This window comes from Streptomyces sp. R-07, assembly GCF_049913175.1.
GTDB lineage: Bacteria > Actinomycetota > Actinomycetes > Streptomycetales > Streptomycetaceae > Streptomyces.
The window spans coordinates 1,755,939-1,782,617 of sequence record NZ_CP183978.1 but is presented as its reverse complement, the minus strand read 5'-3'; the positions used below and the strand labels follow the sequence as shown (position 1 = coordinate 1,782,617).

Below are 26,679 nucleotides of genomic sequence, written 5' to 3'. Positions count from 1 at the left end.
GCTGATCAGAGGCGGCGGGTCGCCAGCGTCAGCCGGTCCCGCGCGTCGAACAGCGCGTCCTTGATCATCTGCTCGTGGGCCGGGGTGAGCCGCGCCACCGGCACCGAGCAGCTGATCGCGTCCCGCGCCGGGGTCCGGTAGGGGATCGCGACGCCGAAGCAGCGCAGCCCCAGGGTGTTCTCCTCGCGGTCCACCGAGTAGCCCTGCTCGCGGATGACGCGCAGCTCCTCGATGAGCTTCTCGCGGTCGGTGATCGTGTGCTCGGTCAGCGCCGGGAGCGTCTCCGGGAGCAGCTTGCGCACCTGCTCGTCGCTGTGGGTGGCGAGCAGCGCCTTGCCCAGCGAGGTCGAGTGCGCGGGCAGCCGGCGCCCGACCCGGGTGAACGGCCGCAGGTAGTGCTGGGACTGACGGGTCGCCAGATAGACGACGTTGGTGCCGTCGAGCCGTGCCAGGTGGATGGTCTCGGTGGTGTCGTCGGAGAGCCGGTCGAGGGTGGGCCGGGAGGCCGCCACCACCTCGTCGCCGTCGATGTACGAGGTGCCGACGAGCAGCGCCCGCACCCCGATGCCGTACCGCGTGCCCGTGGCGTCCGTCTCCACCCAGCCCAGCTCGACCAGGGTGCGCAGCAGCATGTACAGGCTGGACTTGGGATAGCCGACGGCCTCCTGGACGGCGGCGAGGGAATGCATCCCGGGGCGTCCCGCGAAGTACTCGAGCAGCTCCACGGTCCGCACCGCGGACTTCACCTGTGCCCCACCCGCGTCGGCAGTCGCCATGGCCCTCGCCCCTTTTCCGTTGTCCGGCCGTCCACCGGCCACCCCGGCCGAAGGGGGCCCTTGTGGAGACGGCCGGGCCGTCAATAGAGTCCCGTCCAGATGCGTTCATCTACGGGAACTGTGTTCAGAATAGCGAACAGGGGCGTGGCGGTGGCGGCAGAACCAGTGTGGAGTGTGGACCCCCGGACGGGGAAGCCGCGCGAGCAGGTTGCGGTGGAGGCCACAACCGAGGAGGTCGACCGCGCCGTCAGGGCCGCGCACGCCGCCCGTGAGGCCCTCGCCGACCGTGCGGTGCGGGCCGCCTTCCTCCGTACCGCCGCCGACCTCCTCGACGCCTCGGGCGAGCACGTCGTCGAGGCGGCCGACGCCGAGACCGCCCTCGGACCCGTCCGCCTCACCGGCGAACTCGCCCGCACCACCGCCCAGTTGCGGGCCTTCGCCGAGGTCGTCGAGGACGGCTCCTTCCTCGACGTCCGGATCGACCTCCCCGACCCCGGAGCCACCCCGCCCCGGCCCGACATGCGCCGCTGGAAGATCCCGCTCGGCGTCGTCGCCGTCTACGCCGCCAGCAACTTCCCGCTCGCCTTCTCCGTCCCCGGCGGCGACACCGCGAGCGCCCTCGCCGCCGGCTGCCCCGTGGTGATCAAGGCCCACCCCGACCACCCGGCCACCTCCGAGCTCTGCGCCTCCCTGCTGCGCCGGGCCGCCGCCAAGGCCGGACTCCCCGAGGACGTCGTCGTCCTCGTCCACGGCTTCGACGCGGGCGTGGAGCTCGTCCGCCACCCGCTCGTCGCGGCGGCGGGCTTCACCGGCTCGATCCGCGGCGGCCGGGCCCTCTTCGACGCGGCCGTCGCCCGGCCCGTCCCCATCCCCTTCCACGGCGAACTCGGCTCCCTCAACCCGGTCGTGGTCACCGAGGCCGCCGCCGCGGAGCGCGCCGAGGACATCGGTGCCGGGCTCGCCGGCTCCATGACCCTGGGCGCCGGCCAGTTCTGCACCAAGCCCGGCTTCGTCCTCGCCCCCCGGGGCGAGGACGGCGACCGCTTCCTCCACGCCCTCACCGCCGGTGTCAGCGAGACCGAACCGGCCGTCATGCTCGACCACCGGATGCGGGACGCCTTCGTCGCCGGGGTCGCCGAGCGCGCCGCGCTCGCCGGAGTGGACACCCCGGTCACCCCCGGCGCGGGCGGCGCCCACACCGTCAGCGCCGGCGTCCTCGCCGTCGACGCGGCCGTGCTCGCCGACGGCGGCCACCGCCCCCTCCTGGAGGAGTGCTTCGGACCGGTCACCGTCGTCGCCCGCTACTCCACCCGGGAGGAGGTCACCGCCGTCCTCGGCCTGCTGCCCGGCAACCTCACCGCCACCCTGCACATCGCCGAGGACGACGAGGCGGCCGCCCCGCTGCTCGCCGCACTCACGCCGCTGGCCGGCCGCGTCCTCGTCAACGGCTGGCCCACCGGCGTCGCCGTCGCACCCGCCCAGCACCACGGCGGCCCCTACCCGGCCACCACCTCCACCTCCACCTCGGTCGGCGCGACCGCGATCGAGCGCTGGCTGCGACCGGTCACCTACCAGTCGACCCCCGGCCACCTGCTCCCGCCGGAACTCCGCGACGGCAACCCGCTGGGACTCCCGAGGCGCTGACCGTCACTGCCCCACACGCACCACGATCTTCCCGAAGTGCGTGTTCGACTCCATCAGCCGATGGGCGTCGGCGATCCGCTCCAGACCGTCGAAGGTCTCGGCGATCACCGGCGCCAGGGAGCCGTCCCGCAGCCCCGAGCCGATGAACCCGGCCGCGCGGCGGCGCCCCTCCTCCGTCCTGGCGAGCGCCCCGTTCGCGTACGTGTGCGTGGTCAGCGGCCAGTTCCGCGACAGCTCCGTCGGCCGCGGGTCCAGCCAGCCGTACAGCACGGCGGTGCCGCCGGTCCGCAGCGCGTCCCCGAGCCGGGCGAAACCGGGCCCGCCGATGGCGTCGAAGGCCAGGTCCGCGCCCGCCCCGCCGGTGATCCGCCGCACCTCCTCGACCAGGTCCTCGGTGTCCGTGGCGATCACGTGCGCCGCCCCGAGCTCAAGGAGCCGCTTCCGCTTGCCCTCGCCGCGCGTGGTGGCGATCGGCACCGCCCCGACCCGCAGCGCGATCTGGACGGCGGCGGTGCCCACGGAGCTGGACGCCCCCGTGATCACCACGTGCTCGCCCGCGCCGAGACCGCCGGTCAGCACCGTCCCGCCGTACGCGGTGAAGTACGAGAGCCAGACCGCCGCCGCCGTCACCGCGTCCACCCCCTCGGGCCGGGCCACCACGTACTCCTCCGGCAGCACCACCCGCTCCGCGTACACGCCGTACGTCCCGAAGTCGAAGTTGGCCGCCGCCATCACCGGATCGCCCGGGACGTACGCGGTGACCCCCGCGCCGACCGCCTCGACCACGCCCGCCGCCTCGTAACCGAGCCGCGAACCCGGCAGCGTCGGCGGGTAGTAGTAGGTGCCGGCGCGGAACAGCGCCTCGGCGCGGTTGAGTCCGATCGCCTCGACCCGGACGAGGACCTCCCCGGGGCCGGGGTCCGGCAGCGGCACCTCCTCCACGGTCAGCACCTCGGGACCGCCGAGCTCATGGAAGAGAACTGCCTTCGTCGTCATGCCTGTTGTCGTCATGAACTCGACGTTAGGGAGGGCGGAAGAGACGATCCATGTCCCCAGGACTCCCCACCATGTCCGATCGTCTCGCACGCTACGGTTCGGACCATGGACGTACTGAGCGATGCCATCGCCGCCATGCGCACCGGGCGCCCGCACTCCTCCCGCACCGTCCGGTTCGCCCCCTGGGGCTTCCGCTTCCCGCCGAGCAGGGGCGCCGGATTCCACGTCGTCCTCCAGGGGACCGCCTGGCTGCTGCCCCCGGACGACGCCGCCCCCGTCCGGCTCGGCCCCGGTGATGTCGTCCTCCTCGCCCACGGCACCGGCCACGGCCTCGCCGACCGGCCCGACACCCCGCTCGTCGACGCCCTCCCCGCCCCCGACGGCTCCTGGCCCACCCGCCCCGACCGGGGGCCCGTCGGCGCCGAGGAGACCCTGCTCCTCTGCGGCGCCTACCAGCTCAGCCGGGCCCGCGCCCACCCGCTGCTCACCGACCTGCCGCCCTACGTCCACCTCCCCGCACGGGTCGGATCCCACCCCCGGCTGCGCGCCGCCGTCGACCTGCTGGGCGCCGAACTCGCCGAGCCCCAGCCGGGATCCGACGCGATCGTCCCCGCCCTCCTCGACACCCTGCTCCTGTACCTGCTGCGCACCTGGTGGCTCGCCGAGCGCGCCGACCGGTCCACCGGCTGGTCGGCCGCGCTGAGCGACCCGGCCGTCGCGGGCGCCCTGCGCGCCCTCCACGGCGAGCCCGCCAGGGCGTGGACGGTCGAGGAGCTCGGCGCGCTCGGCGGCCTCTCCCGCGCCGCGTTCGCCCGCCGCTTCACCGCCCTGGTCGGACGCCCGCCCCTCGCGTACCTCACCTGGTGGCGCATGACCACGGCGGGCCGCCTCCTCCGCTCCGACGACCTGCCCCTCCGCGCGGTCGCCGAACGCTCCGGCTACTCCTCGGAGTTCGCCTTCGCCAAAGCCTTCAAGCGCGCGTACGGGGTGGCGCCGGGCCAGTACCGCAAGGGCGCCTAGGGCTTGTCAGGACGCTTTCGCCCACGGTCGAAGCGGCACCGGGCAGTGGCCACCCGCTACGACGAGCGCCGTTACGTCCACCTCGGCACCGCCACCGCGGCAGCCCTCACGGTCTGGCTCCGAACGTGATCCACGGGCGAACTAGTCGGCGACGACCCCGGTGTTCTGGCAGGCGGTCAGCAGCCAGCGGCCGTCGGCCTGCTTCGAGATCACGTACAGCGGGGCGCCCTCGCTCTCCTCGCCCGGGGCCAGGTAACGCTGACGGACCTTGACCGCCGCGACGTCGGGCCTGATGAAGAGCACGTGGACCACCTCGTAGGTGACCTGGCCGTCCCAGCTCGCCGCGGGGAGGACCTTGCGGGTGAACTCCGAGATCGCGTCGAGGCCGATGAGGACCTTGCCGTGGGCCGTCGTCCACATCGCGTCCGGGTGGAAGAGGCTGAGGAACTCCTCGGGGTCCTTGTTCTGCTGGGAGTGTTCGACGGTGGCGACGAGCCGGCTGATCGCTTCGATGTCCGCCGCGTGGGATGTGGATTCCGTGGTCATGTGGATCATCGTCACACCTCAAGTCCGATTGAGGTCAAGCGTGCGATCGCATGGCGCTGTTGAGCATGACCCGACATCCGGCGCGGTTCCCGCACAAGCTGCCCGGGGGCCCTGAGCCCAAGACGACGAGCTGGGCGCGAGACACCGCAGTGGTTCGCGGACGGCACCTGCTCGGTCGGTCCGCCCGTCAACCTGCGTCCCATCGCGGGGAGTGACTTTCCCGAGGGAGCGGAGCTTGGCGTAGCTCGCCCCCGCGGATGAGGCGGCCGGAGCCGCCGCACCCACACCGTCTCGCTGCGTTACCTTCTGGTTACTTTCCGTTGCGGGGCGGACCGGTTCCGTGACTCTGCGGGCGTGCCTGCCTCACCATCATCTGGAGGAGTTCCACCATGGCTACTTCCGTACAGCTCGACCGTGCCCAGAAGCGCTTCGACCTCTGGGACGTCAACGGCGACGGCCAGATCGACCGGTCCGACTGGCAGGCCGAGGCCCAGCGCATCCTCCAGGCTTTCGGTGAGGCCCCCGTCTCCCCGGCCGGCCGCGCGCTGACCGAGGCCTACCTGGGCATGTGGTCGTTCTTCGCCGACAAGGCCGGGATCGACGATCAGGACGGCGCGCTGACGCCCGAGCAGTTCAACCACATCGCCGAGGAGCACATCCTGGAGAACGGCGGCGCGGGCTTCGGCCGGGTCGTCAAGCCGACCATCCAGGCCATGGTCGAGCTGGTGGACGTGGACGGCGACGGCCAGGTCAACCCGGCCGAGTTCAAGATGTGGCTCGACGCCATCGGCGTCTCGAACATCGAGCCGGCCGAGGCCTTCCGGCAGATCGACGTCGACGGTGACGGCCGGCTCTCCGTCGAGGAGCTGGTGCAGGCCGTCCGCGCCTACCACCTGGGCGACATCGACGTGCCCCTGCTCGGGCGCTGAGCGCCGGTCGGCCCGAGCCGGGACAGTTTCCCTGCTCGGGCCGACCGGGCGTTTCCGGCACGGACCAGCCACATGATCGGCCCGCCGATCGGGCCGGGCTCGTGAGGCCCGGTGCCCCCGATCCGGCCTGATCGACAAGGCGCCGTCTAGACCGTCCTGCGGCGCGGCAGCCGCAGGGCGGCCAGGGTCGTCACGGTCAGCAGGCCGGCGCTGATCAGGAGGCTCGTGCGCAGGGCCGTCGTCATGTCCTGGGCCGCCAGCGAGCCGAAGACCGCGATCGCGAGCGCGCCCGCCGTCTGCCGGATCGCGTTCAGGAGGCCCGCCGCCGTACCAGCCCGCTCCGCCGGGACGGCCTCCATCATCGCCGCGATCAGCGGCGGCAGGGAGAAGCCCGCACCCAGCGCGAGCGGTACGAGGAGCAGGGCCTGCGCCACCCGCGAGGTGTCCGCGTCCACGGTGAGCAGACCCAGCAGCCCGGCCACGGCGACCGTCTGGCCCACCACGATCGGCAGCCGCGCCCCGTACCGCGCCGCCACCCTCGCCGACAGGATGTTCACCCCGGCGAGCAGTCCCGTCATCGGCAGGAACATCAGCCCCGCGCCGAGCGCCGAGAGCCCGAGTACCTGCTGGAAGAAGAGACCGAACACGAAGACCATGCCGTAGAAGGCCACGCTGTTCGCCGAGCCCGCCGCCACCGCCACCGCCACCGTCGTGTTCCGGAACAGCCCGAGCGGCACCATCGGGTGCCGGCGCCGCGCCTCGACGAGCAGGAACGCGGCGAAGGCGACCACCGCCACCCCGAGCGCCCACCAGGCCTCCGTGCCGCCCTCGATGGCGGCGAAGGTCAGCGCCCCGAGCGCCGTCATCGCCGTCAGCTGCCCCGGCAGGTCCAGCGGGGCCTCCCGGCGCGCCGAGCGGGCCACCCGGGTCAGCAGGGCGAGCGCGAGGAGCCCGAGGGGCAGGTTGATGAAGAAGATGCCGCGCCAGCTCCAGGCCGTGGTCAGCGCCCCGCCCGCGACCGGACCGAGCGCCACGGCGACCGTGCCGCCCGCCGCCCACAGCGACACCGCCCGCGCCCGCCGCCCCGGATCGCCGTACGCCTCCCGTACGAGGGCCAGCGAGGCCGGCAGCATCACGGCCGCCGCCGCGCCCTGCACCGTCCGGGCCGCGAGGAGCCCCGGGAGGCCCGGGGCCAGACCGCAGGCGGCCGAGGCGAGCGTGAAGACGACGACCCCCGCCCCGTACGCCCGGCTCGCCCCCACCCGGTCGGCCAGCGCCCCGCTGGAGAGCAGCAGCGCGGCGAAGGCGAGCGTGTAGGAGTCCACCACCCATTGGAGGCCCGTCATGCCGGCCCCGAGGGCGGATCCGATCGCGGGCAGGGCGACGTTGACGACGGAGGTGTCGAGGGTGATCAGGGCGAAGCCGAGCATGGCGGCCGCGAGCGCCGGGCCGGGGGAGGGGGTGTCGTGACGGACAACGGGGGCCTTGGCGAGGACTGTTGAGGACATGCGTCCAGCTTCGTGACCAGCGGGCCCGTACAGTAGTGGCGGGAATGCCATACGACCGGAGGTTCTGGCCATGATCGTCGAGTCCCGTGTCCGGGGCGTCCAGCGCGTCGCCGTGATCGCCGCCCCGCCCGTCTCGATGTTCAACCTGGCCATCCCGGAGATGCTCTTCGGCAAGGTCGAGGTCGACGGCGCACCGGGGTACGAGACGGTCATCTGCGCCCCCGACCCCGGGCCCGTCACCACCACCGGCGGCCTCGACCTGGTCGTCCCGCACGGGCTCGACGCCGTCGCCGGGGCCGACACGGTGATCCTCGCGGGCAGCGGCGCCTACACGGACCCCGACCCGCGCGTCCTCGACGTCCTGCGCGCGGCCGCCGCCGGAGGCAAGCGGATCGCGTCCATCTGCACCGGCGCCTTCGCGCTCGCCGAGGCCGGACTGCTCGACGGCCGGGCGGCGACGACGTACTGGGCGTACCGGCCGCTGCTCGCCGCCCAGTACCCGGCCGTCGACCTCCAGGACGACGTCCTCTTCGTCCAGGACGGCCCCGTCCTCACCTCCTCCGGATACGCGGCGGGCATCGACCTCTGCCTGCACGTCATCCGCACCGACCACGGCGCCGCCGTCGCCAACACCGTCGCCCGGCTCGCCCTCGTCGCCCCCGTCAGGCCCGGCGGCCAGACCCAGTTCACCCAGACCCCGCTGCCGCCCGAGCGCGGGGTCTCCTTCGCCGACACGCGCGCGTGGGCGATGGAACACCTCGACGAACCCCTCGGCCTCACCGACCTCGCCCGGCACGCCCGGGTCTCCGTCCGCACCCTCTCGCGCCGCTTCCACGCCGAGACCGGCGTCAGCCCGCTCCAGTGGCTGCTGCACCAGCGCGTCGAGCGGGCGAAGGAACTCCTGGAGGCCACCTCCCTCGCCATGGACCAGGTCGCCCGTGAGAGCGGCCTCGGCTCCGCGGACTCCCTCCGCCAGCACCTCCTGCGCCGCACCGGCCTCACCCCGAGCGCCTACCGGGCCTCCTTCAGCCGCCTGGTGCTCCGCCTCACACCGGGGGCCGGAACGGAATGAGGAGGCCGGGCGGGGCGTTGGCCCGTACGGAACACCCACCACGGAACCCCCCACCGGCAACCCCTCGGAGAGAAGTCACATGCGCGTCGAGATCTGGAGCGACATCGCCTGCCCCTGGTGCTACATCGGCAAGGCCCGCTTCGAGAAGGGGCTCGCGGCCTTCGCCCACCGCGACGACGTCGAGGTCGTGCACCGCTCCTTCGAGCTCGACCCGAACCGGGCCAAGGGCGACACCGGACCCGTCCTGGAGATGCTGGCGAAGAAGTACGGCCGCACCCTCGACGAGGCCCGCGCCATGGAGGCGCACGTCGCCTCGAACGCCCACTCCGAGGGCCTCGAGTACCTCACCGACGGCCGCGACCACGGCAACACCTTCGACATCCACCGGCTGCTTCACCTCGCCAAGGAGCGCGGCCGTCAGAGCGAGCTCCTGGACCTGGCCTACCGGGCCAACTTCGCCGAGGAGCGCTCCGTCTTCGACGCCGAGACCCTGGTGACCCTCGGAGTCGAGGCCGGTCTCGACGAGGCCGAGGTCCGGACCGTCCTCGCCGACGACTCCGCCTACGCCGATGCCGTACGCGAGGACGAGCGGGAGGCCGCCGAACTCGGCGCCAACGGCGTGCCCTTCTTCGTCCTCGACCGCCGCTACGGCGTCTCCGGCGGCCAGCCCGCCGAGGTCTTCACCCAGGCGCTCGAACAGGCCTGGCAGGGCCGCGTCCTCCAGCCGGTCGGCTCCGACGCGGAGGTCTGCGGCCCGGACGGCGCCTGCGAGGTCCCGCAGGCCTGACCGCTCTGCGCCGCACAGCGTCCGACCTGCGGAAATAAGCGCGACTTGGGTTTCCCCACGATCGAATCGCCATTGACGGGTGATCGTGGGGAAACCAGGGTGGGGGCATGGATTCCCTTGACCAGCCGCTCGGCGGCGCCGAGTTCGCGCCCAAGAAGACCTACCTGAACACCTCCGCCTGCGGACTGCTGCCCCGCCGGACCGTCGAGGCCGTCACCCTCCTCGCCCAGGAGACCGCCGACGGCCGCTCCGGCGGCGCCGGCAGCTTCGACATCGTCGACGAGGCACGCGCCGCCTTCGGCCGGATCGCCGGCGTCTCCCACGAGCGCGTCTCCGTCGGCAGCTCGGTCGCCGTCCACTGCGGGATGGTCGCCCAGTCGCTGCCCGCCGGGTCCGAAGTCCTCTTCCCCGAGGGCGACTTCTCCTCCGTCATCACCCCCTTCACGATCCGCGGCGACCTCAAGACCCGCTTCGTGCCCCTGGAGCAGCTCGCCGAGTCCGTCCGGCCCGGGACCGCGCTCGTCGCCTTCTCGGCCGTGCAGTCGGCGGACGGGCGTACGGCCGACTTCGCGGCGATCCGGGAGGCGGCGGCCGCCCACGGCGCCCGCACCCTCCTCGACGCGACCCAGTCGGCGGGCTGGCTGCCGCTGAACGCGGGGGAGTGGGACTACACGGTCGCCGGCGGCTACAAGTACCTGCTCTGCCCGCGCGGGGCGTCCTTCCTCACTGTCACCGAGGAGGCGCAGGACTCGCTCCTCGCGATCCACGCCAACTGGGTCAGCGGCGAGGAGCTGTGGGTGAACAGCTACGGCCCGGTCCGTGAACTGGCCCGTTCCGCCCGCCGGTTCGACGAGCCGGCGGCCTTCCTCTCGTACCACGGGGCGGCCCGTTCGCTCGCCCTCCTGGAGGAGATCGGCATCGAGCGGATCGAGGCCCACGACAAGGGGCTCGCGGCCCGCTTCCGCTCCGGGCTCCTCGCCCTCGGGCACGCGCCGGTCATGGACGACTCGACCGTCGTCGCGGTCCCCGGCCTCGGAGACCGCGCGGACGCGCTGCGCGAGGCGGGCGTCCTGCTCTCGGCCCGCGCGGGCAATCTGCGGGCCTCCTTCCACCTGTACAACACGGCGGCGGACGTGGACCACGTCCTGGAGGTCCTGGCGGGCTGATCCGACGCCCTAGCAGACGGCCCCCGCCCCCGGCGGGCAGGCGCCCTCCTCGCCCGCCTCCTCGGTCAGGTTCTCGCCCACGAGGCCGAGCAGGCGGGCGAGCTCCGCCCGGTCGGCGGGGGCGAGACCGGCCAGCGTGCAGTCCTCCAGGTCCCTCCAGGCGCCCTCGACGCCGGCGCGCAGGGCCAGGCCCTGCTCCGTCGCCTCGACCAGGACCGCGCGCCGGTCGGCCGGGTCCGGGCTGCGGCGGACGTAGCCGCACTGCTCCATGCGCTGGAGCATCTTCGTCACCGTGGACGGGTCGAGGCCGAGCGACTGGATGAGCTCCGACTGGCGGACCGCCCCGCAGTCCCACAGGCGCATCATCATCAGTTCCTGGCCCGGGTAGAGCCCGAGGTCCCGCAGCCGCCGGCCCATGGCGATCCGGTGCAGCCGCGCGACCCACGCAAGGGCGTGGCTGACGGTCCCGCCGCAGGCGGCGGGGGGCGACGGCTCGGCGGACGTGGTGGTACAGGCGGGGTCGGTTCCCGGCATGTGGACTCCTCGGGGCGGCTCTTGCCACAAGATTACCTTGGTCGGCCAATGAATGGGTTACAGTGACAGCGGCCCGATTAGTTGGCCGACCACATATTCATGTGAGGGACAGCCGTGACCACTGCATTCGACCCGATCGACCTCGCCGGAACCCGCCTCGCCAACCGCATCGCGATGGCCCCCATGACCCGCAGCCGTGCGAACGGCGAGGACGGCACCCCTCCGGCGATCGTCGCCGAGTACTACGCCCAGCGCGCCTCCGCCGGACTGATCATCACCGAAGGCATCCAGCCCGTCGCCGAGGGCCAGGGCTACCCCAACACCCCCGGACTCCACAGCCGCGAGCAGATCGCCGCCTGGCGCGAGGTCACCACCGCCGTCCACGAGCGCGGCGGCCGGATCTTCGCCCAGCTCATGCACTCCGGCCGGATCGGCCACCCCGACATCCTCGACGGCGACCTCCACCCCGTCGGCCCCTCGCCCGTCGCCGCCGCCGGCCAGGTCTACACCCACGAGGGCCCCAAGGCCTTCGTCGCCCCGCGCGAGCTCACCGGCGACCAGGTGCGCGAGGCCGTCGCCGGCTTCGCCTCCGCCGCCCGCAACGCCGTCGAGGCCGGCTTCGACGGCGTCGAGATCCACGGCGCCAACGGCTACCTGATCCAGCAGTTCCTGGCCTCCGGCTCCAACCACCGCACCGACGAGTGGGGCGGCTCCGTCGAGAACCGCATCCGCTTCGCCGTCGAGGTCGTGAAGGCCGTCGCCGCCGAGATCGGCCCCGAGCGCACCGGCCTGCGCATCTCCCCGGCCAACACCCTCAACGACATCAGCGAGACCGACACCGACGAGCTCTACACCGAGCTGCTCACCGCGATCGAGCCCGTCGGCATCGCCTACCTCCACGTCCTGGAGACCGGCCCCGAGCGCCGCCCGCTCGTCCTCGACCTGCGCAAGCGGTTCGCCGGCACCTTCATCCTCAACCCGTCCACCGGCGCCGACCCGACCGGCGCCGAGTCCCTCGCCCTGATCGAGGACGGCGTCACCGACCTCGTCGCGTACGGCAGGCTCTTCATCGCCAACCCCGACCTGCCCGCCCGCCTGCGGACCGACGGCCCGTACGCCACCCCGGACCCCGCCACCATGTACGCCGGCGGCCCCGCGGGCTACATCGACTACCCGGCGCTGTAGTCGCCGCGGTCCCCGGGCACGGAGAAGGGGCGGGCGTCCGGGCGTCCGGACCCCCGCCCCTCCCGCGTACGACATGCGTGACGGGTACGGATTCCTACCAGGCCTCCGTGACCGCCCGGCGCGCACCCTCCAGGTCCACCGCGCGGCCCGACTCGCCGAGCGCCGCACCCAGGGCGGCGAGCGAGGACTGCACGGCCCCCGGCGTCGCGTCCACCCCGTAGTGGTTGACCCGGATCATCTCCTTGGCCAGCGCCCCGCCGCCCGCGATCAGCGGCAGCGACGGATCGGCCGCGAGGGCCTTCGCCACCAGCTCCGAGGCGTCCAGGTCCGCGGGCGTGCGCAGCGTCGTCGCCACCGGGGCCGCGTCCCCCGCCTCGTACACATACGGCTCAAGACCGCCGCCCAGGGCCAGCGCGCCCGCACGGGTCGCGGCCGCCGCCGAGGCGTGCCGGGCCATCAGCGCGTCCAGACCCTCCGCCTCGATCCGCTCCAGGCAGGCCTCCAGGGCCAGCATCTCCAGCTGCGCCGGAGCGTGCAGCAGCGCCTTGCGGCCGCCGTCGATCCAGCGCTCCTTCCAGTCCAGGAGGGAGAGGTAAGAGCGGCGCGGCGCGGCCGGGTTGGCGGCGAACCGCTCCCAGGCCCGTGCGCTCACCGACACCGCCGACACGCCCGCCGGGCCGCCCATCGCCTTCTGCGCGCCGATGATGCACATGTCCACGCCCCAGGCGTCGGGCAGCACCGGCTCCGCGCCGATCGACGCCACCGCGTCCAGGTAGAACAGCGCGCCGTGCGCCCGCACGACCTCGCCGATCTCCGCCACCGGGTTCGTGTTTCCGGTCGCCGCCTCCGCGTGCACGAGCGACACGAAGTCGATCTCCGGGTGCTCGGCGAGCGCCCGCTCCACCTGCTCCGCCGTCACCGCCGTGTGGAAGGGCACCTCGAGGTCGACGACGGTCGCCCCGCAGTCCCGGAGCCAGTTCCCGAAGGTCTGCCCGTACGGACCGGTGACGACGTTCAGCGCGGTCGAACCGGCCCGCGCGCCGCTGCGGATGCACCCCTCCAGGGGCAGCAGCGCCTCGCCCTGGGTGATCACCACGTCCTGCTCCGTGGAGAGCAGGGCGGCCACCCGGCGCTCGATGGACGCGAAGTGCGCGGCGGTCAGCGGGGCCAGGTCCAGCAGCGGATGTGTCACGGTCACGGGGTTCCTTCTTCGGTGTCGCATGCGTGTCGCATACATCGGTTCGGGCTCGTGCCAGCGTAAGTGCTCGCCCGGAGGGATCCGCCGTCACGGTGCTGTCCGGAACGTGTCACAGGGCTCGGACCACCACTTCCCCCGGCGTCCCGGCGGTGGGATGTTTCGGGCCGGAGCGGCCCCTTGCCCGGGGCCGCCAGGAGGAGACGGGGTGGACACCATGGCTCGGAGCAGCGGGAGAAGCGGCAGAACCGGAACAGGGGCGAAGGGAAGGGCGCGGCTGCGCCGGGCGGCGGTGGCCACCGCGGCGCTCGCCGTCGCGGCACCCCTGACCCTCGCGGCCTCCGGAGACGCGGGAGCGGCGGAGACGGCGTGGGCGGCCGGGATGCGCTCGATCGTCTTCGCCCGCTACGACACGGCGGCGCCCGTCGAGGACCTGTACACGATCTCCCCGCTCGGCGGGACACCCGTCCAGCTCACCCACACCCCCACCGTCAGCGACGTGATGCCCAGCTGGTCCCCGGACCGCAAGCGGGTGGCGTTCCTCCGCTACGGTTCCGACGGCGCGATCGACGGCATCTGGACCATGGCGATCACGGGCGGCGACCTGAAGCCCGTGCCCGGCACCCAGGGCGCCTCCGACCCGGCCTGGTCCCCGGACGGCACGCGGATCGCCTACTCCAAGCCCGTCGGCAGCGAGCGCGAGATCTACGTGACCGACCTCGACGGCTCCCCGAACACCCGGCTCACCACCACCGCGGAGGACGAGTACCACCCGACGTGGTCCCCGGACGGCGGGCAGCTGGCGTACAGCCGCACGGACGGGGCCGGACACAGCCGGCTGATGCGGATCCAGCTCTCCACCCTGGCGCAGACGCCGGTCACGCTGGCCGGCTTCCAGGACTGGACGCCCGACTGGTCACGCGGCAACCAGATCGCCTTCAGCCGGGTGGACTCCACCGGCTTCACCCACCTCTTCGCCGTCCTCCCCGACGGCTCCGGAATACACCGCATCACCTCGGCCCGCGCCAACGACAAGTCCCCCTCCTGGTCGCCGGACGGCAGGCGCCTGGTCTTCACCCGGGGCGGCACCGACGACGCGGACCCCGAACACCTCTTCGTGGTGCGGGGCGACGGCACCGCGCTCCTCCAGCTCACCAAGACCGACTCGCACGATCTGGAGGCTGACTGGCGCCCGTGACGGCCCCGGGGGTGCCGCGCCGACCGTGACGAACACCGCCGCCCGGGACCCGGGCGGCGGCTCGTAGAGTGCAGACATGAGCGATCACGAGGTGCTGCACGTGAAGGGGCGGGTGCTCGTCGGCCCGGAGGACGTCCGCGACGAACTGTGGTGCGTCGACGGGCGGATCACCTTCGAGCGGCCCGCCGCCGAAGCGGTCACCGTCGAGGGCTGGGCGCTCCCCGGACTCGTCGACGCCCACTGCCACGTCGGCCTCGACCGGCACGGCCCCGTCGACGAGGCCACCAGCGAGAAGCAGGCCCTCACCGACCGGGACGCCGGCACCCTGCTCATCCGCGACGCGGGTTCGCCCTCCGACACCCGCTGGATCGACGAGCGCGAGGACCTCCCGAAGATCATCCGGGCGGGACGGCACATCGCCCGCACCCGCCGCTACATCCGCAACTACGCCCACGAGATCGAGCCCGCCGACCTCGTCGCGTACGTCGGCCGCGAGGCCCGCCGCGGCGACGGCTGGGTCAAGCTCGTCGGCGACTGGATCGACCGCGAGGCGGGCGACCTCACCGCCTGCTGGCCGCGCCCCGAGGTCGAGGCGGCCATCGCTGAGGCGCACCGGCTCGGCGCCCGGGTCACCGCGCACTGCTTCGCCGAGGACTCGCTCCGGGACCTCGTCGAGGCCGGGATCGACTGCATCGAGCACGCCACGGGCCTCACCGAGGACACCATCCCGCTCTTCGCCGAGCGGGGCGTCGCCATCGTCCCGACCCTCGTCAACATCGCGACCTTCCCGCACCTCGCCGACGGCGGCCAGGAGAAGTTCCCCCGCTGGTCGGCCCATATGCGCAGGCTCCACGAGCGGCGGTACGACACGGTCCGCGCCGCCTTCGACGCGGGCGTCCCGGTCTTCGTCGGCACCGACGCGGGCGGCTCGCTCGCCCACGGACTCGTGGCCGAGGAGGTCGAGGAGCTCACCCGGGCCGGGATCCCGCCGATCGACGCGCTCGCGGCCACCGCCTGGGGGGCCAGGGCCTGGCTGGGCCGCCCCTCCCTGGAGGAGGGCGCCCCGGCCGACCTCGTCGTCTACGGCGAGGACCCGCGCGCGGACGTCCGCGTCCTCGCGGCACCGCGCCGGGTCGTCGTCAACGGGCGGGTGGTGGGCTGACCCAGCCCGGGCGACCGGCCGGCCGTCGTCAACGGGCGGGTCGTGGGCTGACCCACCCCGGACGACCGGCCGGTCGTCGGCAACGGCCGCGTCCCGGCCTGATCAGCGGCTCAGGAACGCCAGCCGGGCACGCTTCTCCGGGATGAAGACCTCCGGCAGGTCCACCTCGGGGAGCACGACCTCCGGGCCCAGCTCGAAACCGGCCCGCACCATGCGGGCGATCGCCTTCTCGTTGGTGGCGTCGGGCTCGATCACGATCCGCGTGTGCTCCTTCAGCGAGAAGGCGACGAGCGCGGTGAGCAGCCGGCCCGTGAAGCCGGGCTCGGGGGCGAGGCCCGGCGCGACGAGCAGGTGCACGCCGATGTCGCCGGCCCGTACCTCGTAGCACTCGCTCACCCGGTCGGCCCCGGGGTCGTACGTCTGGAAGAGGCCGACCGGCTCCCCGTCCCGGCTCACCAGGTAACCGTGGTGCGTGGTCAGCGAGTCGAGGTGGGCGTAGATGTCCCGGACCTGCTCGACGGTGGTCCCGACCATGCCCCAGAAGCGGGCCCGCTCCTCGTTGACCCAGCCGTGGATGAGCGGGGCGTCCCGGTCGGGGGCGATCGGTGCGACGCGGACGGTGCCGAAACCCTCGACGGTCTCTTCGTGGACGGCGGTGGTCATCGTGGATCGTGCTCCTCGGTGAGGTGGTTCCAGTCGGTGGTGACGGGGGCGAGCTCGCCCCGCAGCCACAGGGGGAGCTGGTCGCGGTGGTGCGGGTCGCCGGGGACGCCGGACGCGCCGAACGGCACGATCCAGCGGCTCCGCTCCCGGTCGGCGAGGTCCCACACGTACCGGGCGGCGGAGGCCCGGGCGCTGCGGTCGGTCCACCCGGGCACGCTGGACGTGGAGAGCACGCAGTCGTGGTCCCCGCCGAGCCCCGGCCACCGGTCGTCGTCCGGGTCGGGCAGCGCCTGCCAGGGCGCGAGCCGGTGCGTCGCGCCCCAGGCGGCGGGCGGCGCTCCGGCGCCGACCTCGTCGAGCGCCTCGCGCACGATCCGGTCGACGTCCCCGGCGGGGACGGGCCCGGCCACGAGCAGCGTCTCCAGGGCGAGGGCGACGCGCGGCCCGAGCGCGAGCCAGGGCCCGAAGAGTTCGGGGTACGGGGCGGGCTCGCGCAGCGCCGCGAAGGCCTCGTGCCCGGCGAGCCGGCGCACGACGGCCCCGCGCACGGCCGCGTAGAGCCCGGCGTCGGTGCTCTCCGCGTCCATCCGCCGGTCCCAGGCGAGCAGCCGCGCCCGGACGTCCGAGGCGGCGGGGGAGAGGCGGGCGCCGTGCGCCCCCGGCTCCTCGCCCGCGCGTCGTACGGCTTCCAGGAGGCGGGCCGCCGAGGGGTTGTCGGTGTCCGAGTGGATCGCGGCCATCGTCTCCGGGGTCCAGGCCGCCGAGGCGCCCAGCAGCTCGCCGATCCGGGCCGCCCGGTGCGGCGGGGCGAACTCGACGCCCAGCGGCGCGGCCAGGCCCCGGGCGTTGGCCATCACGGCGTGGCCGCGGACCTCGACGCGGGGCAGCGGCGCCGGCGCGTCGCCCCAGGCGTGCGCGGGGTCCCAGGCGGGCACGATGCGCAGCGAGTTGGACCGGTCCCGTACGGGCACGTGGCCGGCGACCCGGTGCAGGAGACCGCCCCGGGTGTCGGCGGCCTGGACGACATTCACCGGCTCGACCCAGTCGCCGAGGGCCGCGTCCACGTCGGCGACGGTCCGGGCGCGCAGCAGCGCGGGCAGCGACTCGAACCCGAGACGCCCGGTCACCCGCGGCACGTACCGCAGACTCACCGCTTCCCACTCGCCGCAGGACCGGTCGCCCGCACCGGGAACCTCAGTGCCGGGGACCTCAGTGCCGGGGATTTCCGCGCCGGGGACCTCCGCGCCGGGATCCTCCGTGCCGGGATCCTCAGTGCCAGGGACCTCCGCGCCGGGATCCTCCGTGCCGGGACCGTCGTCCGGGGCCGCCGCGGCGCCCCGCACCGCCGCGTCCCGGTCGGCCGCCCCCGGACCGCCGTCTCCGCTCACGTCCCCGCAGGGGGCCTCCGTGCCGATGATCACCGGTCCCCGGGCCGTCTCGATCACCTCGATCGTCACCGGCTCCGCGCCCGCGACCTCGATCGTCTCCGTGTGCGCGGCCGCGGGGACCCAGCCGTCCGGGCCGAGGGCCTCCACGCTCCCGTCGGGGAGCCGGCGCAGCCGCTCCCGGTACAGGTCCTGGTAGTCCGCCATCGCGTTGGTGATCGCCCAGGCCGCCGGTCCCGTGTGGCCGAAGTGGGCGAGTCCGGGGACGCCCGGCACGGCCAGGCCCACCACGTCGTACGCGGGGCAGGCGAGCCGGATCTGCTGGTAGACGCCCGGCGCCTCGATGAACCGGTGCGGGTCGCCGGCCACCAGGGCCGCGCCGCTCGCGGTCCGCCCGCCCGCCACGACCCAGCCGTTGGAGCCGGCGGTGCCGGGGCCGTCGGCCGCGAAGAGTTCGGTCCACTCCTCGCCGAGCCGTCGGGCGACCTCGTCCCGCCACAGCTTGGTGGGGAAGCCGGCGAAGAGGATGTGGGTCGAGAGCCAGACGGCGAGCGGGGTCCACGGCTCCCACCGGCCGGGCGTGAGGCCGGTCTCCGCGAACTCGGGTGCGCGGCCCGCCCCTTCGGCGAGACCGGCGTTGACCCCGGCCACGTACGCGCGCACCCATCCGGCCGTCGCCGCGTCGGTCGCTTCGAGCCGCGCGAAGCAGCGGCGGGCGGTGTCGGCGAGCCGGGCCCGCCGGACGAAGGCGTCCCAGCCGAGCTCGGCGGCGCCGAGGAAGGCGGCGGTGGTGCCCTGGGCCCGGTGCCGCTCGACCTCCAGCTGCCAGGCGCGGTCGCGGGCGGTGACCCGCCCCTGGGCGCAGGCGAGTTCGTCCGGGTCCGCGGCGCGCAGATGGGGGACGCCCCAGGCGTCCCGGTAGACCTCGATGCTCACGCGACCCCGATCCCGTCCCTGTCCGACCGTACGTATGTCGCCACCCTTCTTAGGTTAGGCTGGCCTAAATTAATCTACAGCAGTCCGGGCAGGGGCTTGCCCGTGGGGCGCCGGGTTGACGATCCGTGACCCGAGGGCGTCGCGGATCGTTCTCACTGAATCCGCGTACACCTCCCCGTACGAAACACGCGGGACGGCCGAGAACGGTTGTGTCGAAAAAAATCGAAAATGAACACGGAAACCCCCCTTTGGAGTGAACTCACGTCAGGCGACTGTCGGTTCACTCTCCGTGCGTAAAGATTCCGGTGTCTCAAGTCGCCGAGGCCGCGCCGACCCACCGTCCCCGTGGTGAGCGGCCGGCGACGCCATGTCTCCTGTGGGGGTTCCACCATCTTGAACAGCAACACCTTCCGCATGCCCGTACGCCGTTCCGCCGCCGCTGCGACCGTCGCCGCCCTGGCCGTCGGACCCGTGCTCCTCGCGGCCCCGGCGGCGCACGCCACGGGCGGCGAAGGGCGCGCCACCGCCGCCGTCCTGCGGGCCGGCCTCGATGTCTCCCTCCTCGGCAAGACCGTGAACGTGCCGGTGCGGGCCTCCCTCAACGAGGTCAAGGCGCCGCAGAGCGAGAACGAGACCGCGCTCTCCGTGAAGGTGCAGGGAGCCGAGGGCGGGGAGCCGATCGACCTCCTCAAGGCCGACGTCGCCACCGCGGACGCGACCGTGGACGAGAAGAAGGCCGAGGGGTACGTCAACCTCGTCAAGGCCCGGGTCCACGTGCCCGGCATCCCGCTGCTCTCCCTCATCGAGGTCGAGAAGGTCACGTCCAAGGCGCTGTGCGAGGTGGGGAAGAAGCCGGTCGCCGAGTCCAACGTCCTCGGCCACGTGACCGTGTTCGGCAAGAAGACCACCCTGTCCGCGGCCGGCCGGACCCAGGTCGGCGTGCCGGGCGTCGGACAGGTCACCCTGGACCTCTCCCGTACGTCCACGACCTCCCGCACCGCCGCGGCCACGGCCCTCGAACTCAAGGTGGAGGTCGACCCGCTGAAGCTCGGCGTCGCCGAGGTCAACGGCACGGTGACCCTCGCCGAGGCCACCTGCGAGACGCCCGAGGGCACGGCCCCCACCGAGAAGCCCACCGCCACCCCGACCGACCACCCGACCGAGCGGCCCAGTGAGCAGCCCACGCAGCAGCCCTCGGTCGAGCCGAGCGACGCCGGCGGCGGCATCAAGACCAACAACGGCGGCACCACGCCCACCGAGAACCTCGCCGAGACCGGCGGCAGCTCCACCACCCCGTACATCGCGGGCGGAGCGCTCGCCCTCCTCGTCGCCGGCGGTGGCGCCCTCGTGGTGACGCGCTCGCGCGCCCGCTCGCGCGGCTGACGGCCCGAGGGGGAAGCGCCGGGGGGCGCCGGGAGGGAAAGCGAGGGTCCGGGGAGGGCGGCGGTGACGACACCGCCCTCCCCGGACCCTTCCGCGTACACCCCGGAGGCGCGGTCAGCCGCCGATCAGCAGCGCCTGGTCGAGCGCCTGCAGGAAACGGTTCGTCGTCGCCCGGTCCCGGACCGCGAGCCGCAGCCAGTTCCGGTCCAGCCCCGGAAACGTGTCGCCCCGGCGGACCGCGAACCCGAGCGACCGCAGCCGCTCCCGCACCGCGTCCGCCCCGTCGATCCGCAGCAGGACGAACGGACCCTCCGCCCCGGCCACCGTCCGCACCTCGTCGAACTCCGCGAGCCCGGCCAGCAGATGGGCCCGCTCCACGCCGATCCGGTGCGCCGCGTGCTCGGCCTCCGCGAGCGCCGCCCGCGACATGCACGCCTCCGCCGCCACCAGGGCCGGCGTCGACACCGGCCACAGCGGCTGCGCCCGCTCCAGGGCCGCGACCGTCTCCGGCTCGGCCAGCACGTAACCGATCCGCAGCCCGGCGAGCCCCCAGGTCTTCGTGAGGCTCCGCAGCACCACGAGCCCCGGCACGTCGGTCCGCCCGGCCAGCGACTCCCGCTCGCCCGGCACCGCGTCCATGAACGCCTCGTCCACCACCAGCGTCCGTCCCGGGCGGGCGAGCGCGGCGATCGCGGCGGCCGGATGCAGCACGGACGTCGGGTTCGTGGGGTTCCCGATCACCACCAGATCCGCGTCCTCCGGAACCGCCGCCGGATCCAGCCGGAAACCGTCCTCCTCGCGCAGCAGCACCCGGCCCACCTCGTGCCCGGCGTCCCGCAGCGCCGCCTCCGGCTCGGTGAACTGGGGGTGCACCACCACCGGCCGCCGCACCGGCAGCGCCCGCGCGAGCAGCACGAACGCCTCCGCCGCTCCGGCCGTCAGAAGCACCCGGTTCGACGACAGGTCGTGCCGCTCGGCGACCGCCGCCCGTGCGGCCCGGCCGTCGGGATAGGCCGCGAGACCGGTCAGCGAGTCGGCGATGCGCTTCCGCAGCCAGTCCGGCGGGGTGTTCGTCCGGACGTTGACCGCCAGATCGATGAGCTTCTCGTCCCGGACCTCGGCGTCACCGTGGTGGCGCAGGTCGTGGGCGTCGGATTGCGTGTGCGTGTCCATGGCCGCCGTCGTGTGGGGGGTGGGGATGGTGGGGGGTGAGCCAGGCTCGCCAGCGATGTACCCGTGCGTCAAGGGCAACAACCGTGCGACGGACGTCACTTCGTTCGGACGAAACGGGGCGAAAGTGGCGATCGCGCAGGTCGCGCGCCGGGATTTCCGCTTCGGCACGAGCAGCACGGCCCCGGCCGGGGCCTCCCCACCCGTCTCGGCCCGCCCGCCCGTACCCGTACCCGTACTCGAATCCGTATCCGTATCCATGGCCGCGCCCGCAGCCAGCAGCGCCGCCGCCTCCGCCACCGAGGCCGTGCCCGTCGCGGCCAGGGGCAGCTCCGAGGGATGCGGTACGGGTACGGCCGCCAGCTCCCCGGCCGTGAACCCGCGCACCGGCACGCCGAGCGCCGCCGCGGCAGCCACGATCCCCGGCTCCGCCGCCCGCGCGTCGAGCGTGGCGAGCGACCGGACGTCCGCGCCCGTCAGGCCCGCCTCCCGCAGGACCGCGCCGACCAGCGCGAGGATCTCGGCCACCGGCGTGCCCGGCCGGGCCCCGACGCCGAGGTGCGCGGACGCCGCCCCATCCGATAGCAAAGGCCCATGGCTGTAGTCGTCGCGCTCGGCGCGTTCCTCATGACGCTCTTCGGCGGCTGGGTCGCGCAGCGCGTCACCGACCGCCGCCACCTCGTCCTCGGCCTCGCCGGCGGACTCATGCTCGGCGTCGTCGGACTCGACCTCCTGCCGGAGGCCATGGAGGCCGCGGGGAAGAAGGTCTTCGGCGTTCCGGAGGCCCTGCTGCTCTTCGTCGGCGGCTTCCTTGTCGCCCACGTCGTCGAGCGGCTCCTCGCGGTCCGCCAGGTCGCCCACGGCGCCAGTGCCGACGAGAGGGTCCCGCAGGTCGGCCTCACGGCCGCTGCCGCGATGATCCTCCACAGCCTCATGGACGGCATCGCGCTCGGCGCCGCCTTCCAGGTCGGCGGCGGCATGGGCGCCACCGTCGCCCTCGCCGTCATCGCCCACGACTTCGCCGACGGCTTCAACACGTACACGATCACGAGCCTCTACGGGAACGCCCGCCGCAGAGCCCTCGCCATGCTCGTCGCGACCGCCGTCGCCCCGGTCGCCGGCGCCGGACTCGCCACCCTGTTCACCCTTCCGGAGGAACTGCTCGGCTGCTATCTCGGCTTCTTCGGCGGAGCCCTGCTCTACCTCGCCGCCGCCGAGATCCTGCCGGAGGCCCACCACGAACACCCGGCCCGCTCCACCCTGCTGTGCACGGTGGCGGGCGTGGCCTTCATCTGGCTCGTGGTGGGCGTCTCCGGCGGCTGATCTCACGCGCAGTGCTCCACGAACCGCGCGGCGGCCTCCGGGGACCCCGCCCAGTGGGTGTGCACATAGCTGGCGTGCACCCCGCCCTGCACGAAGCCCTCGACGCGCCGCTCGGGCTGCCGCAGGCCCCAGGCCGCCAGCGGCCCGGCACCCGGCTCGATCACCGTGCGGTGGAACTCGTGACCGCGCATCCGCGCCCCGGCGGGCGCGAGGACGCTGTCGCTGACGGCGACGGCGTCCCGGTACCCGAGGGTCAGCCGCTCCGACATCCGCGCGTCGGCGTCGAGCACCCCGCACATCGGCCGGCCGTCGAGCGACCGCGCCAGGTACAGCAGCCCGGCGCACTCGGCGGCGACCGGCGCGCCCGAGGCGGCGAGCTCGGCCACGGCCTTCCTGAGCGGCTCGTTGGCGGAGAGCTCGGCCCCGTACATCTCGGGGAACCCGCCGCCTATGACGAGCCCGCGGGTGCCCTCGGGAAGGGCCTCGTCGCGGAGGGGGTCGAACGTGACGACCTCGGCGCCGGCCGCTTGCAGCAGCTCTGTGTGCTCGACGTACGAGAAGGTGAACGCGGCCCCGCCGGCAACAGCCACACGCGGTGTGGGCATACCCCCCGCAAGGGCGACGGGGGTCCCCCCGGACGGAGTCCGGGCGAGGGTGGGCACACCGGAACCACCGGCGTGCAGCCGCCCGACGACCTCGGCCGACCACGGCTCGGCGTGCAGGTCAGGCGCACTGCGCGCGAGCGCGAGCAGCGCCTCCATGTCGCACCCGGCCAGCACCTGCTCCGCCTGCGCGGCCACCGCCTCCACGGCCTGGGCCTGCCGCTCGGCGACCGGCACGAGCCCAAGGTGCCGCGAGGGCGTGGCGACGGCGGGCGCCCGCCGCAGCACGCCGAGCACCGGCACCCCCGACTCCCCGAGCGCCTCCCGCAGCAGGTGCTCGTGCCGGTCCGTCGCGACCTTGTTGAGGATCACGCCCCCGATCCGCACCTCCGGGTCCCAGGACGCGAACCCGTGCACGAGCGCCGCCACCGACCGCGACTGCGAGGAGGCGTCCACGACCAGGACCACCGGCGCCTTGAGCAGCTTCGCCACCTGTGCGGTGGACGCCAGCTCGCCCTGGTCGGCGGCCCCGTCGTACAGGCCCATGACCCCCTCGACCACGGCCAGGTCGCAGCCGCGCGCCCCGTGCAGGAAGAGCGGCGCGATCAGCCCCGTACCGCACATGTACGCGTCGAGGTTGCGGCCCGGGCGGCCGGTCGCGAGCGCGTGGTAGCCCGGGTCGATGTAGTCCGGTCCGACCTTGTGCGGAGAGACCGCCAGACCACGGCCGGCGAACGCGGCCATCAGACCGGTCGCGACCGTGGTCTTGCCCGCGCCGGACGACGGCGCGGCGATGACGAGACGTGCTACCACTCGATACCCCGCTGGCCCTTCTGACCGGCGTCCATCGGGTGCTTGACCTTGGACATGTCGGTGACGAGATCGGCGAAGTCGACGAGCTCCTGCGGCGCGTTGCGGCCGGTGATGACGACGTGCTGCTGCCCGGGACGGTCGCGCAGCACCTCGACGACCTCCTTGACGTCGATCCAGCCCCAGTGCAGCAGGTAGGCGAACTCGTCGAGGACGTAGAACCGGTACTTCTCCTCGGCGAGGTCCCGCTTGACCTGCTCCCAGCCCTCGCGGGCCTTCTCCTCGTGGGACTGCTCGCCCTCGGCGACCTCGCGCTGGATCCAGGACCAGCCCTCGCCCATCTTGTTCCAGGTGACCGTGCCGCCCTTGCCGGTCTCGCCGAGCGCCTTGAGGGCGTTCTCCTCGCCGACCTTCCACTTGGCGGACTTGACGAACTGGAACACCCCGATCGGCCAGCCCTGGTTCCAGGCGCGCAGCGCCATGCCGAACGCGGCGGTCGACTTCCCCTTGCCGACGCCGGTGTGCACCATCACCAGTGCGCGGTTGCGGCGCTGACGGGTGGTGAGACCGTCGTCGGGCACGACGGTCGGCTGTCCCTGCGGCATTAAGCGGCCCTCCATGCTGTCTGCGTTGTCTGTCCTGCTGCCTGTACGTCTCTGACGAGGCCGGCGATCGCATCGGCGCGCAGCTCGTCCAAGGTCACGGCGGTGCCGCCGAGTTCGCGCGCCAGGGTCCCCGCGAGTCCGAGCCGCACCGGGCCGGTCTCGCAGTCCACGATCACCGAGGCCGTGCCGTCGGCGGCGTGCAGCCGCGCCGCGCGGGCCGCGAGCGCCACCGGGTCGGCGCCGCCTCCGGTGGCCCGCCCGTCGGTCACGACGACGAGCAGCGGGCGGCGCGAGGGGTCCCGCAGCCGTTCGACCCGCAGCACGTCATGGGCCTTGAGCAGCCCGGCGGACAGCGGCGTACGGCCCCCGGTCGGAAGCTTCTCGAGGCGGGCGGCGGCCGCGTCCACGGACGAGGTCGGCGGCAGCGCGACCTCCGCGTCCCGGCCCCGGAAGGTGACGAGACCGACCTTGTCGCGCCGCTGGTAGGCGTCGAGCAGCAGCGAGAGCACCGCGCCCTTCACGGCGCTCATCCGCTGCCGCGCCGCCATGGAGCCGGAGGCGTCCACGGCGAAGAGCACCAGGTTCCCCTCCCGCCCCTCCCGGGTCGCCTGCCGCAGGTCGTCGCGGCGGACCACCAGACCGGGCCCGGACCGTCCGCGCGCCCGCTGGTGCGGGGCGGCGGCCTGGACGGTCGCGGCCAGGTGCAGCTTGGTCAGCGCGCCCCGGGGCCGGGTCGAGCCGGTGGTACGGCCGTGCTCGGTGCGGGCCCGGGAACGGCGCCCGGCCGCGCCCTCGCCGACACCGGGCACGCTCAGCACCTTCGTACGGAAGGGCTCCGCGGCCTTGACGGCGGCACGCTCACCGGCACCGGAGCTCTGCGGCGCGGGCGCGGGTGACTCCTGGGGGGCCGGTACGTCGTCGGCCGCGGGCCCCTCGCCCTGCGGCGGAATGCCCCCGCCGTCCGGGCCACCGCCCCCGCCCGGACCACCGTCACCGGGACCGTCCGGCTCGGGATCGTCCTCCGGTTCGTCCCCCTTGAACTGCTCCAGGGTCTCGTCGAGCTTGTCCTCGTCGAGGCCGGGCGCGTCGAAGGGCGAGCGCCGGCGCCGGTGGGGGAGGGCCAGGAGCGCGGCCTGCCGCACGTCCTCCGAGGTCACCTCGGTCCGCCCCGCCCAGGCGGCGAGCGCGGTCGCGGCCCGGGCCATCACGATGTCGGCGCGCATGCCGTCCACCTCGAACGCGGCGCAGGTCGCGGCGATCTGGAGGAGCACCGCGTCGCCGAGCGTCACCTGGGGCAGCAACTCCCGGGCGGCGACGATCCGTTCGCGCAGCGCGGCCTCCTCGCCGGCCCAGCGCGCGGCGAAGGCGACCGGGTCGTCCTCGAAGGCGAGCCGCCGCCGGACGACCTCCACGCGCAGCTCCGGGTCCCGTGAGGCGGCCACCTCGACGGTCAGCCCGAACCGGTCGAGCAACTGCGGCCGCAGTTCGCCCTCCTCGGGGTTCATGGTCCCGACGAGCAGGAACCGGGCGGCGTGGCGCACGGAGACGCCCTCGCGCTCGACGTGGGAGGCGCCCATGGCGGCGGCGTCGAGGAGATGGTCGATGAGATGGTCGCTGAGGAGATTGACCTCGTCGACGTACAGGATCCCCCGGTGCGCGGCGGCGAGGAGCCCCGGCTCGAAGGCCTTCACGCCCTCGGCGAGCGCCTTCTCGATGTCGAGCGCGCCGACGAGCCGGTCCTCGGAGGCGCCGACGGGCAGCTCGACCATCCGCGCGGGACGGGAGGCCCCGGGCGCGTCGTCGTGCGGCCCGTCCGGGCAGCCGGGGTCGGGCGAGCCGGGGTCACAGCTGAACCGGCAGCCGGCGACCACGGGCACGGCGGGCAGCAGCTCGGCGAGCGCGCGCACGGCGGTGGACTTGGCGGTCCCCTTCTCACCCCGGACCAGCACACCGCCCACGGCCGGGCTCACGGCGTTCAGCAGCAGCGCGAGCCGCAGGTCGTCCATGCCGACGACGGCGGTGAACGGATACCGGGTACTCATCGGGTGATCGCTCCTTCGGTTCGGGTGTCTGCGGGTCCTGGG

Annotated in this window: 23 protein-coding genes; 11 read left to right on the top strand and 12 right to left on the bottom strand. The window is 74.0% G+C overall.

Translation table 11 applies throughout. The annotated features are described in order from the left end of the window. Positions 1–5: 5 nt before the first annotated feature. The gene (locus ACN9M0_RS07990; protein ID WP_366042810.1) at positions 6–776 is read right to left on the bottom strand and encodes an IclR family transcriptional regulator; all 771 of its coding nucleotides are present in this window, start codon (positions 774–776) and stop codon (positions 6–8) included. Between the two features lie 150 nt (positions 777–926). Here ACN9M0_RS07990 and ACN9M0_RS07985 point away from each other — a divergent pair, with 150 nt between their 5' ends. Further along, complete coding sequence (locus tag ACN9M0_RS07985; RefSeq protein ID WP_426403351.1) at positions 927–2,420, top strand: aldehyde dehydrogenase (NADP(+)); 1,494 nt, start codon at positions 927–929, stop codon at positions 2,418–2,420. 3 nt (positions 2,421–2,423) lie between these two features. Here the strand turns inward: ACN9M0_RS07985 and ACN9M0_RS07980 are convergent, their stop codons facing one another. Beyond that, the gene (locus ACN9M0_RS07980; RefSeq protein WP_426403350.1) at positions 2,424–3,431 is read right to left on the bottom strand and encodes a zinc-dependent alcohol dehydrogenase family protein; all 1,008 of its coding nucleotides are present in this window, start codon (positions 3,429–3,431) and stop codon (positions 2,424–2,426) included. Positions 3,432–3,521: 90 nt separating this feature from the next. On the opposite strand from ACN9M0_RS07980, the gene ACN9M0_RS07975 reads away from it, so the two are divergent. Continuing rightward, complete coding sequence (locus tag ACN9M0_RS07975) at positions 3,522–4,436, top strand: AraC family transcriptional regulator (protein WP_366041748.1); 915 nt, start codon at positions 3,522–3,524, stop codon at positions 4,434–4,436. A 141-nt stretch (positions 4,437–4,577) separates the two neighbouring features. Here ACN9M0_RS07975 and ACN9M0_RS07970 read toward each other — a convergent pair whose 3' ends face one another. Next, a complete protein-coding gene (locus tag ACN9M0_RS07970; RefSeq protein WP_399696367.1) occupies positions 4,578–4,991 on the bottom strand; it encodes an SgcJ/EcaC family oxidoreductase in 414 nt (137 codons plus the stop codon). Between the two features lie 380 nt (positions 4,992–5,371). Between ACN9M0_RS07970 and ACN9M0_RS07965 the strand changes: the two genes are divergently transcribed. Further along, positions 5,372–5,911 carry an EF-hand domain-containing protein gene (locus tag ACN9M0_RS07965; RefSeq protein WP_426403349.1) on the top strand — a complete coding sequence of 180 codons (540 nt, stop codon included), beginning with the start codon at positions 5,372–5,374 and terminating at the stop codon, positions 5,909–5,911. 146 nt (positions 5,912–6,057) lie between these two features. Here ACN9M0_RS07965 and ACN9M0_RS07960 read toward each other — a convergent pair whose 3' ends face one another. Continuing rightward, positions 6,058–7,419, bottom strand: coding sequence for an MFS transporter (locus ACN9M0_RS07960; protein ID WP_426403348.1), 1,362 nt, complete (start codon positions 7,417–7,419; stop codon positions 6,058–6,060). Positions 7,420–7,489: 70 nt separating this feature from the next. Here ACN9M0_RS07960 and ACN9M0_RS07955 point away from each other — a divergent pair, with 70 nt between their 5' ends. The 3 genes from ACN9M0_RS07955 to ACN9M0_RS07945 all read left to right on the top strand — a co-directional run bounded on the left by ACN9M0_RS07955 (position 7,490) and on the right by ACN9M0_RS07945 (position 10,444). Then, a complete protein-coding gene (locus tag ACN9M0_RS07955; RefSeq protein WP_366041752.1) occupies positions 7,490–8,491 on the top strand; it encodes a GlxA family transcriptional regulator in 1,002 nt (333 codons plus the stop codon). Positions 8,492–8,570: 79 nt separating this feature from the next. Beyond that, positions 8,571–9,278: a DsbA family oxidoreductase gene (locus ACN9M0_RS07950; RefSeq protein WP_366041753.1), complete on the top strand. Its 708-nt coding sequence runs from the start codon at positions 8,571–8,573 to the stop codon at positions 9,276–9,278. A 107-nt stretch (positions 9,279–9,385) separates the two neighbouring features. After that, positions 9,386–10,444, top strand: coding sequence for an aminotransferase class V-fold PLP-dependent enzyme (locus tag ACN9M0_RS07945; RefSeq protein ID WP_366041754.1), 1,059 nt, complete (start codon positions 9,386–9,388; stop codon positions 10,442–10,444). A gap of 9 nt (positions 10,445–10,453) precedes the next feature. Here the strand turns inward: ACN9M0_RS07945 and ACN9M0_RS07940 are convergent, their stop codons facing one another. Then, positions 10,454–10,978, bottom strand: a complete 525-nt coding sequence (locus ACN9M0_RS07940; protein ID WP_426403347.1) for a MarR family winged helix-turn-helix transcriptional regulator — start codon at positions 10,976–10,978, stop codon at positions 10,454–10,456. Between the two features lie 114 nt (positions 10,979–11,092). On the opposite strand from ACN9M0_RS07940, the gene ACN9M0_RS07935 reads away from it, so the two are divergent. Further along, complete coding sequence (locus ACN9M0_RS07935; RefSeq protein WP_366041756.1) at positions 11,093–12,163, top strand: alkene reductase; 1,071 nt, start codon at positions 11,093–11,095, stop codon at positions 12,161–12,163. A gap of 94 nt (positions 12,164–12,257) precedes the next feature. Here ACN9M0_RS07935 and ACN9M0_RS07930 read toward each other — a convergent pair whose 3' ends face one another. After that, positions 12,258–13,355, bottom strand: coding sequence for a pyridoxal-phosphate-dependent aminotransferase family protein (locus ACN9M0_RS07930; RefSeq protein WP_366041776.1), 1,098 nt, complete (start codon positions 13,353–13,355; stop codon positions 12,258–12,260). 211 nt (positions 13,356–13,566) lie between these two features. Between ACN9M0_RS07930 and ACN9M0_RS07925 the strand changes: the two genes are divergently transcribed. Both ACN9M0_RS07925 and ACN9M0_RS07920 read left to right on the top strand, forming a co-directional pair. Then, positions 13,567–14,556 (top strand): LpqB family beta-propeller domain-containing protein, encoded by a 990-nt coding sequence (locus ACN9M0_RS07925; RefSeq protein ID WP_399696364.1) that lies wholly within the window; start codon positions 13,567–13,569, stop codon positions 14,554–14,556. A gap of 76 nt (positions 14,557–14,632) precedes the next feature. Further along, positions 14,633–15,718 carry an amidohydrolase family protein gene (locus ACN9M0_RS07920; RefSeq protein ID WP_366041757.1) on the top strand — a complete coding sequence of 362 codons (1,086 nt, stop codon included), beginning with the start codon at positions 14,633–14,635 and terminating at the stop codon, positions 15,716–15,718. 102 nt (positions 15,719–15,820) lie between these two features. On the opposite strand, the gene ACN9M0_RS07915 is transcribed toward ACN9M0_RS07920, so the two are convergent. Both ACN9M0_RS07915 and ACN9M0_RS07910 read right to left on the bottom strand, forming a co-directional pair. Further along, entirely contained in the window at positions 15,821–16,381 is a 561-nt protein-coding gene (locus ACN9M0_RS07915) for a GNAT family N-acetyltransferase (RefSeq protein WP_366041758.1), read from the bottom strand. Next, positions 16,378–18,702, bottom strand: a complete 2,325-nt coding sequence (locus tag ACN9M0_RS07910) for a penicillin acylase family protein (RefSeq protein WP_426403346.1) — start codon at positions 18,700–18,702, stop codon at positions 16,378–16,380. The genes ACN9M0_RS07915 and ACN9M0_RS07910 overlap by 4 nt, the downstream gene beginning before the upstream one ends. A 393-nt stretch (positions 18,703–19,095) precedes the next feature. Here ACN9M0_RS07910 and ACN9M0_RS07905 point away from each other — a divergent pair, with 393 nt between their 5' ends. Then, the gene (locus ACN9M0_RS07905) at positions 19,096–20,085 is read left to right on the top strand and encodes an SCO1860 family LAETG-anchored protein (RefSeq protein WP_366041760.1); all 990 of its coding nucleotides are present in this window, start codon (positions 19,096–19,098) and stop codon (positions 20,083–20,085) included. A 114-nt stretch (positions 20,086–20,199) separates the two neighbouring features. Here the strand turns inward: ACN9M0_RS07905 and cobC are convergent, their stop codons facing one another. Next, entirely contained in the window at positions 20,200–21,783 is a 1,584-nt protein-coding gene (gene cobC / locus ACN9M0_RS07900; protein ID WP_399696360.1) for an Rv2231c family pyridoxal phosphate-dependent protein CobC, read from the bottom strand. A 66-nt stretch (positions 21,784–21,849) separates the two neighbouring features. On the opposite strand from cobC, the gene ACN9M0_RS07895 reads away from it, so the two are divergent. Then, a complete protein-coding gene (locus ACN9M0_RS07895; RefSeq protein WP_426403345.1) occupies positions 21,850–22,578 on the top strand; it encodes a ZIP family metal transporter in 729 nt (242 codons plus the stop codon). Between the two features lie 2 nt (positions 22,579–22,580). Here the strand turns inward: ACN9M0_RS07895 and ACN9M0_RS07890 are convergent, their stop codons facing one another. Genes ACN9M0_RS07890 through ACN9M0_RS07880 form a run of 3 tightly spaced genes read right to left on the bottom strand, consistent with a single transcriptional unit; the run spans position 22,581 to position 26,637 of the window. Beyond that, on the bottom strand, positions 22,581–23,993 hold the full coding sequence (locus tag ACN9M0_RS07890; protein WP_426403344.1) for a cobyrinate a,c-diamide synthase: 1,413 nt from the start codon (positions 23,991–23,993) through the stop codon (positions 22,581–22,583). Continuing rightward, positions 23,987–24,595, bottom strand: a complete 609-nt coding sequence (gene cobO / locus ACN9M0_RS07885) for a cob(I)yrinic acid a,c-diamide adenosyltransferase (protein WP_365321810.1) — start codon at positions 24,593–24,595, stop codon at positions 23,987–23,989. The genes ACN9M0_RS07890 and cobO overlap by 7 nt, the downstream gene beginning before the upstream one ends. Next, a complete protein-coding gene (locus ACN9M0_RS07880; protein ID WP_426403343.1) occupies positions 24,595–26,637 on the bottom strand; it encodes a putative cobaltochelatase in 2,043 nt (680 codons plus the stop codon). Before ACN9M0_RS07880 ends, cobO begins: the two co-directional genes overlap by 1 nt. Between the last annotated feature and the right edge of the window lie 42 nt (positions 26,638–26,679).

Excerpts from the sequence above, each read along its gene's own strand:
- ACN9M0_RS07915 (WP_366041758.1), bottom strand. The coding sequence starts at position 16,381 with ATGACCACCGCCGTCCACGAAGAGACCGTCGAGGGTTTCGGCACCGTC.
- ACN9M0_RS07980 (WP_426403350.1), bottom strand. The coding sequence starts at position 3,431 with ATGACGACAACAGGCATGACGACGAAGGCAGTTCTCTTCCATGAGCTC.
- ACN9M0_RS07945 (WP_366041754.1), top strand. The coding sequence starts at position 9,386 with ATGGATTCCCTTGACCAGCCGCTCGGCGGCGCCGAGTTCGCGCCCAAG.
- ACN9M0_RS07960 (WP_426403348.1), bottom strand. The coding sequence starts at position 7,419 with ATGTCCTCAACAGTCCTCGCCAAGGCCCCCGTTGTCCGTCACGACACC.
- cobO (WP_365321810.1), bottom strand. The coding sequence starts at position 24,595 with ATGCCGCAGGGACAGCCGACCGTCGTGCCCGACGACGGTCTCACCACC.
- ACN9M0_RS07880 (WP_426403343.1), bottom strand. The coding sequence starts at position 26,637 with ATGAGTACCCGGTATCCGTTCACCGCCGTCGTCGGCATGGACGACCTG.
- ACN9M0_RS07895 (WP_426403345.1), top strand. The coding sequence starts at position 21,850 with ATGGCTGTAGTCGTCGCGCTCGGCGCGTTCCTCATGACGCTCTTCGGC.
- ACN9M0_RS07965 (WP_426403349.1), top strand. The coding sequence starts at position 5,372 with ATGGCTACTTCCGTACAGCTCGACCGTGCCCAGAAGCGCTTCGACCTC.
- ACN9M0_RS07990 (WP_366042810.1), bottom strand. The coding sequence starts at position 776 with ATGGCGACTGCCGACGCGGGTGGGGCACAGGTGAAGTCCGCGGTGCGG.
- ACN9M0_RS07950 (WP_366041753.1), top strand. The coding sequence starts at position 8,571 with ATGCGCGTCGAGATCTGGAGCGACATCGCCTGCCCCTGGTGCTACATC.
- ACN9M0_RS07955 (WP_366041752.1), top strand. The coding sequence starts at position 7,490 with ATGATCGTCGAGTCCCGTGTCCGGGGCGTCCAGCGCGTCGCCGTGATC.
- ACN9M0_RS07975 (WP_366041748.1), top strand. The coding sequence starts at position 3,522 with ATGGACGTACTGAGCGATGCCATCGCCGCCATGCGCACCGGGCGCCCG.
- ACN9M0_RS07920 (WP_366041757.1), top strand. The coding sequence starts at position 14,633 with ATGAGCGATCACGAGGTGCTGCACGTGAAGGGGCGGGTGCTCGTCGGC.
- ACN9M0_RS07940 (WP_426403347.1), bottom strand. The coding sequence starts at position 10,978 with ATGCCGGGAACCGACCCCGCCTGTACCACCACGTCCGCCGAGCCGTCG.
- ACN9M0_RS07970 (WP_399696367.1), bottom strand. The coding sequence starts at position 4,991 with ATGATCCACATGACCACGGAATCCACATCCCACGCGGCGGACATCGAA.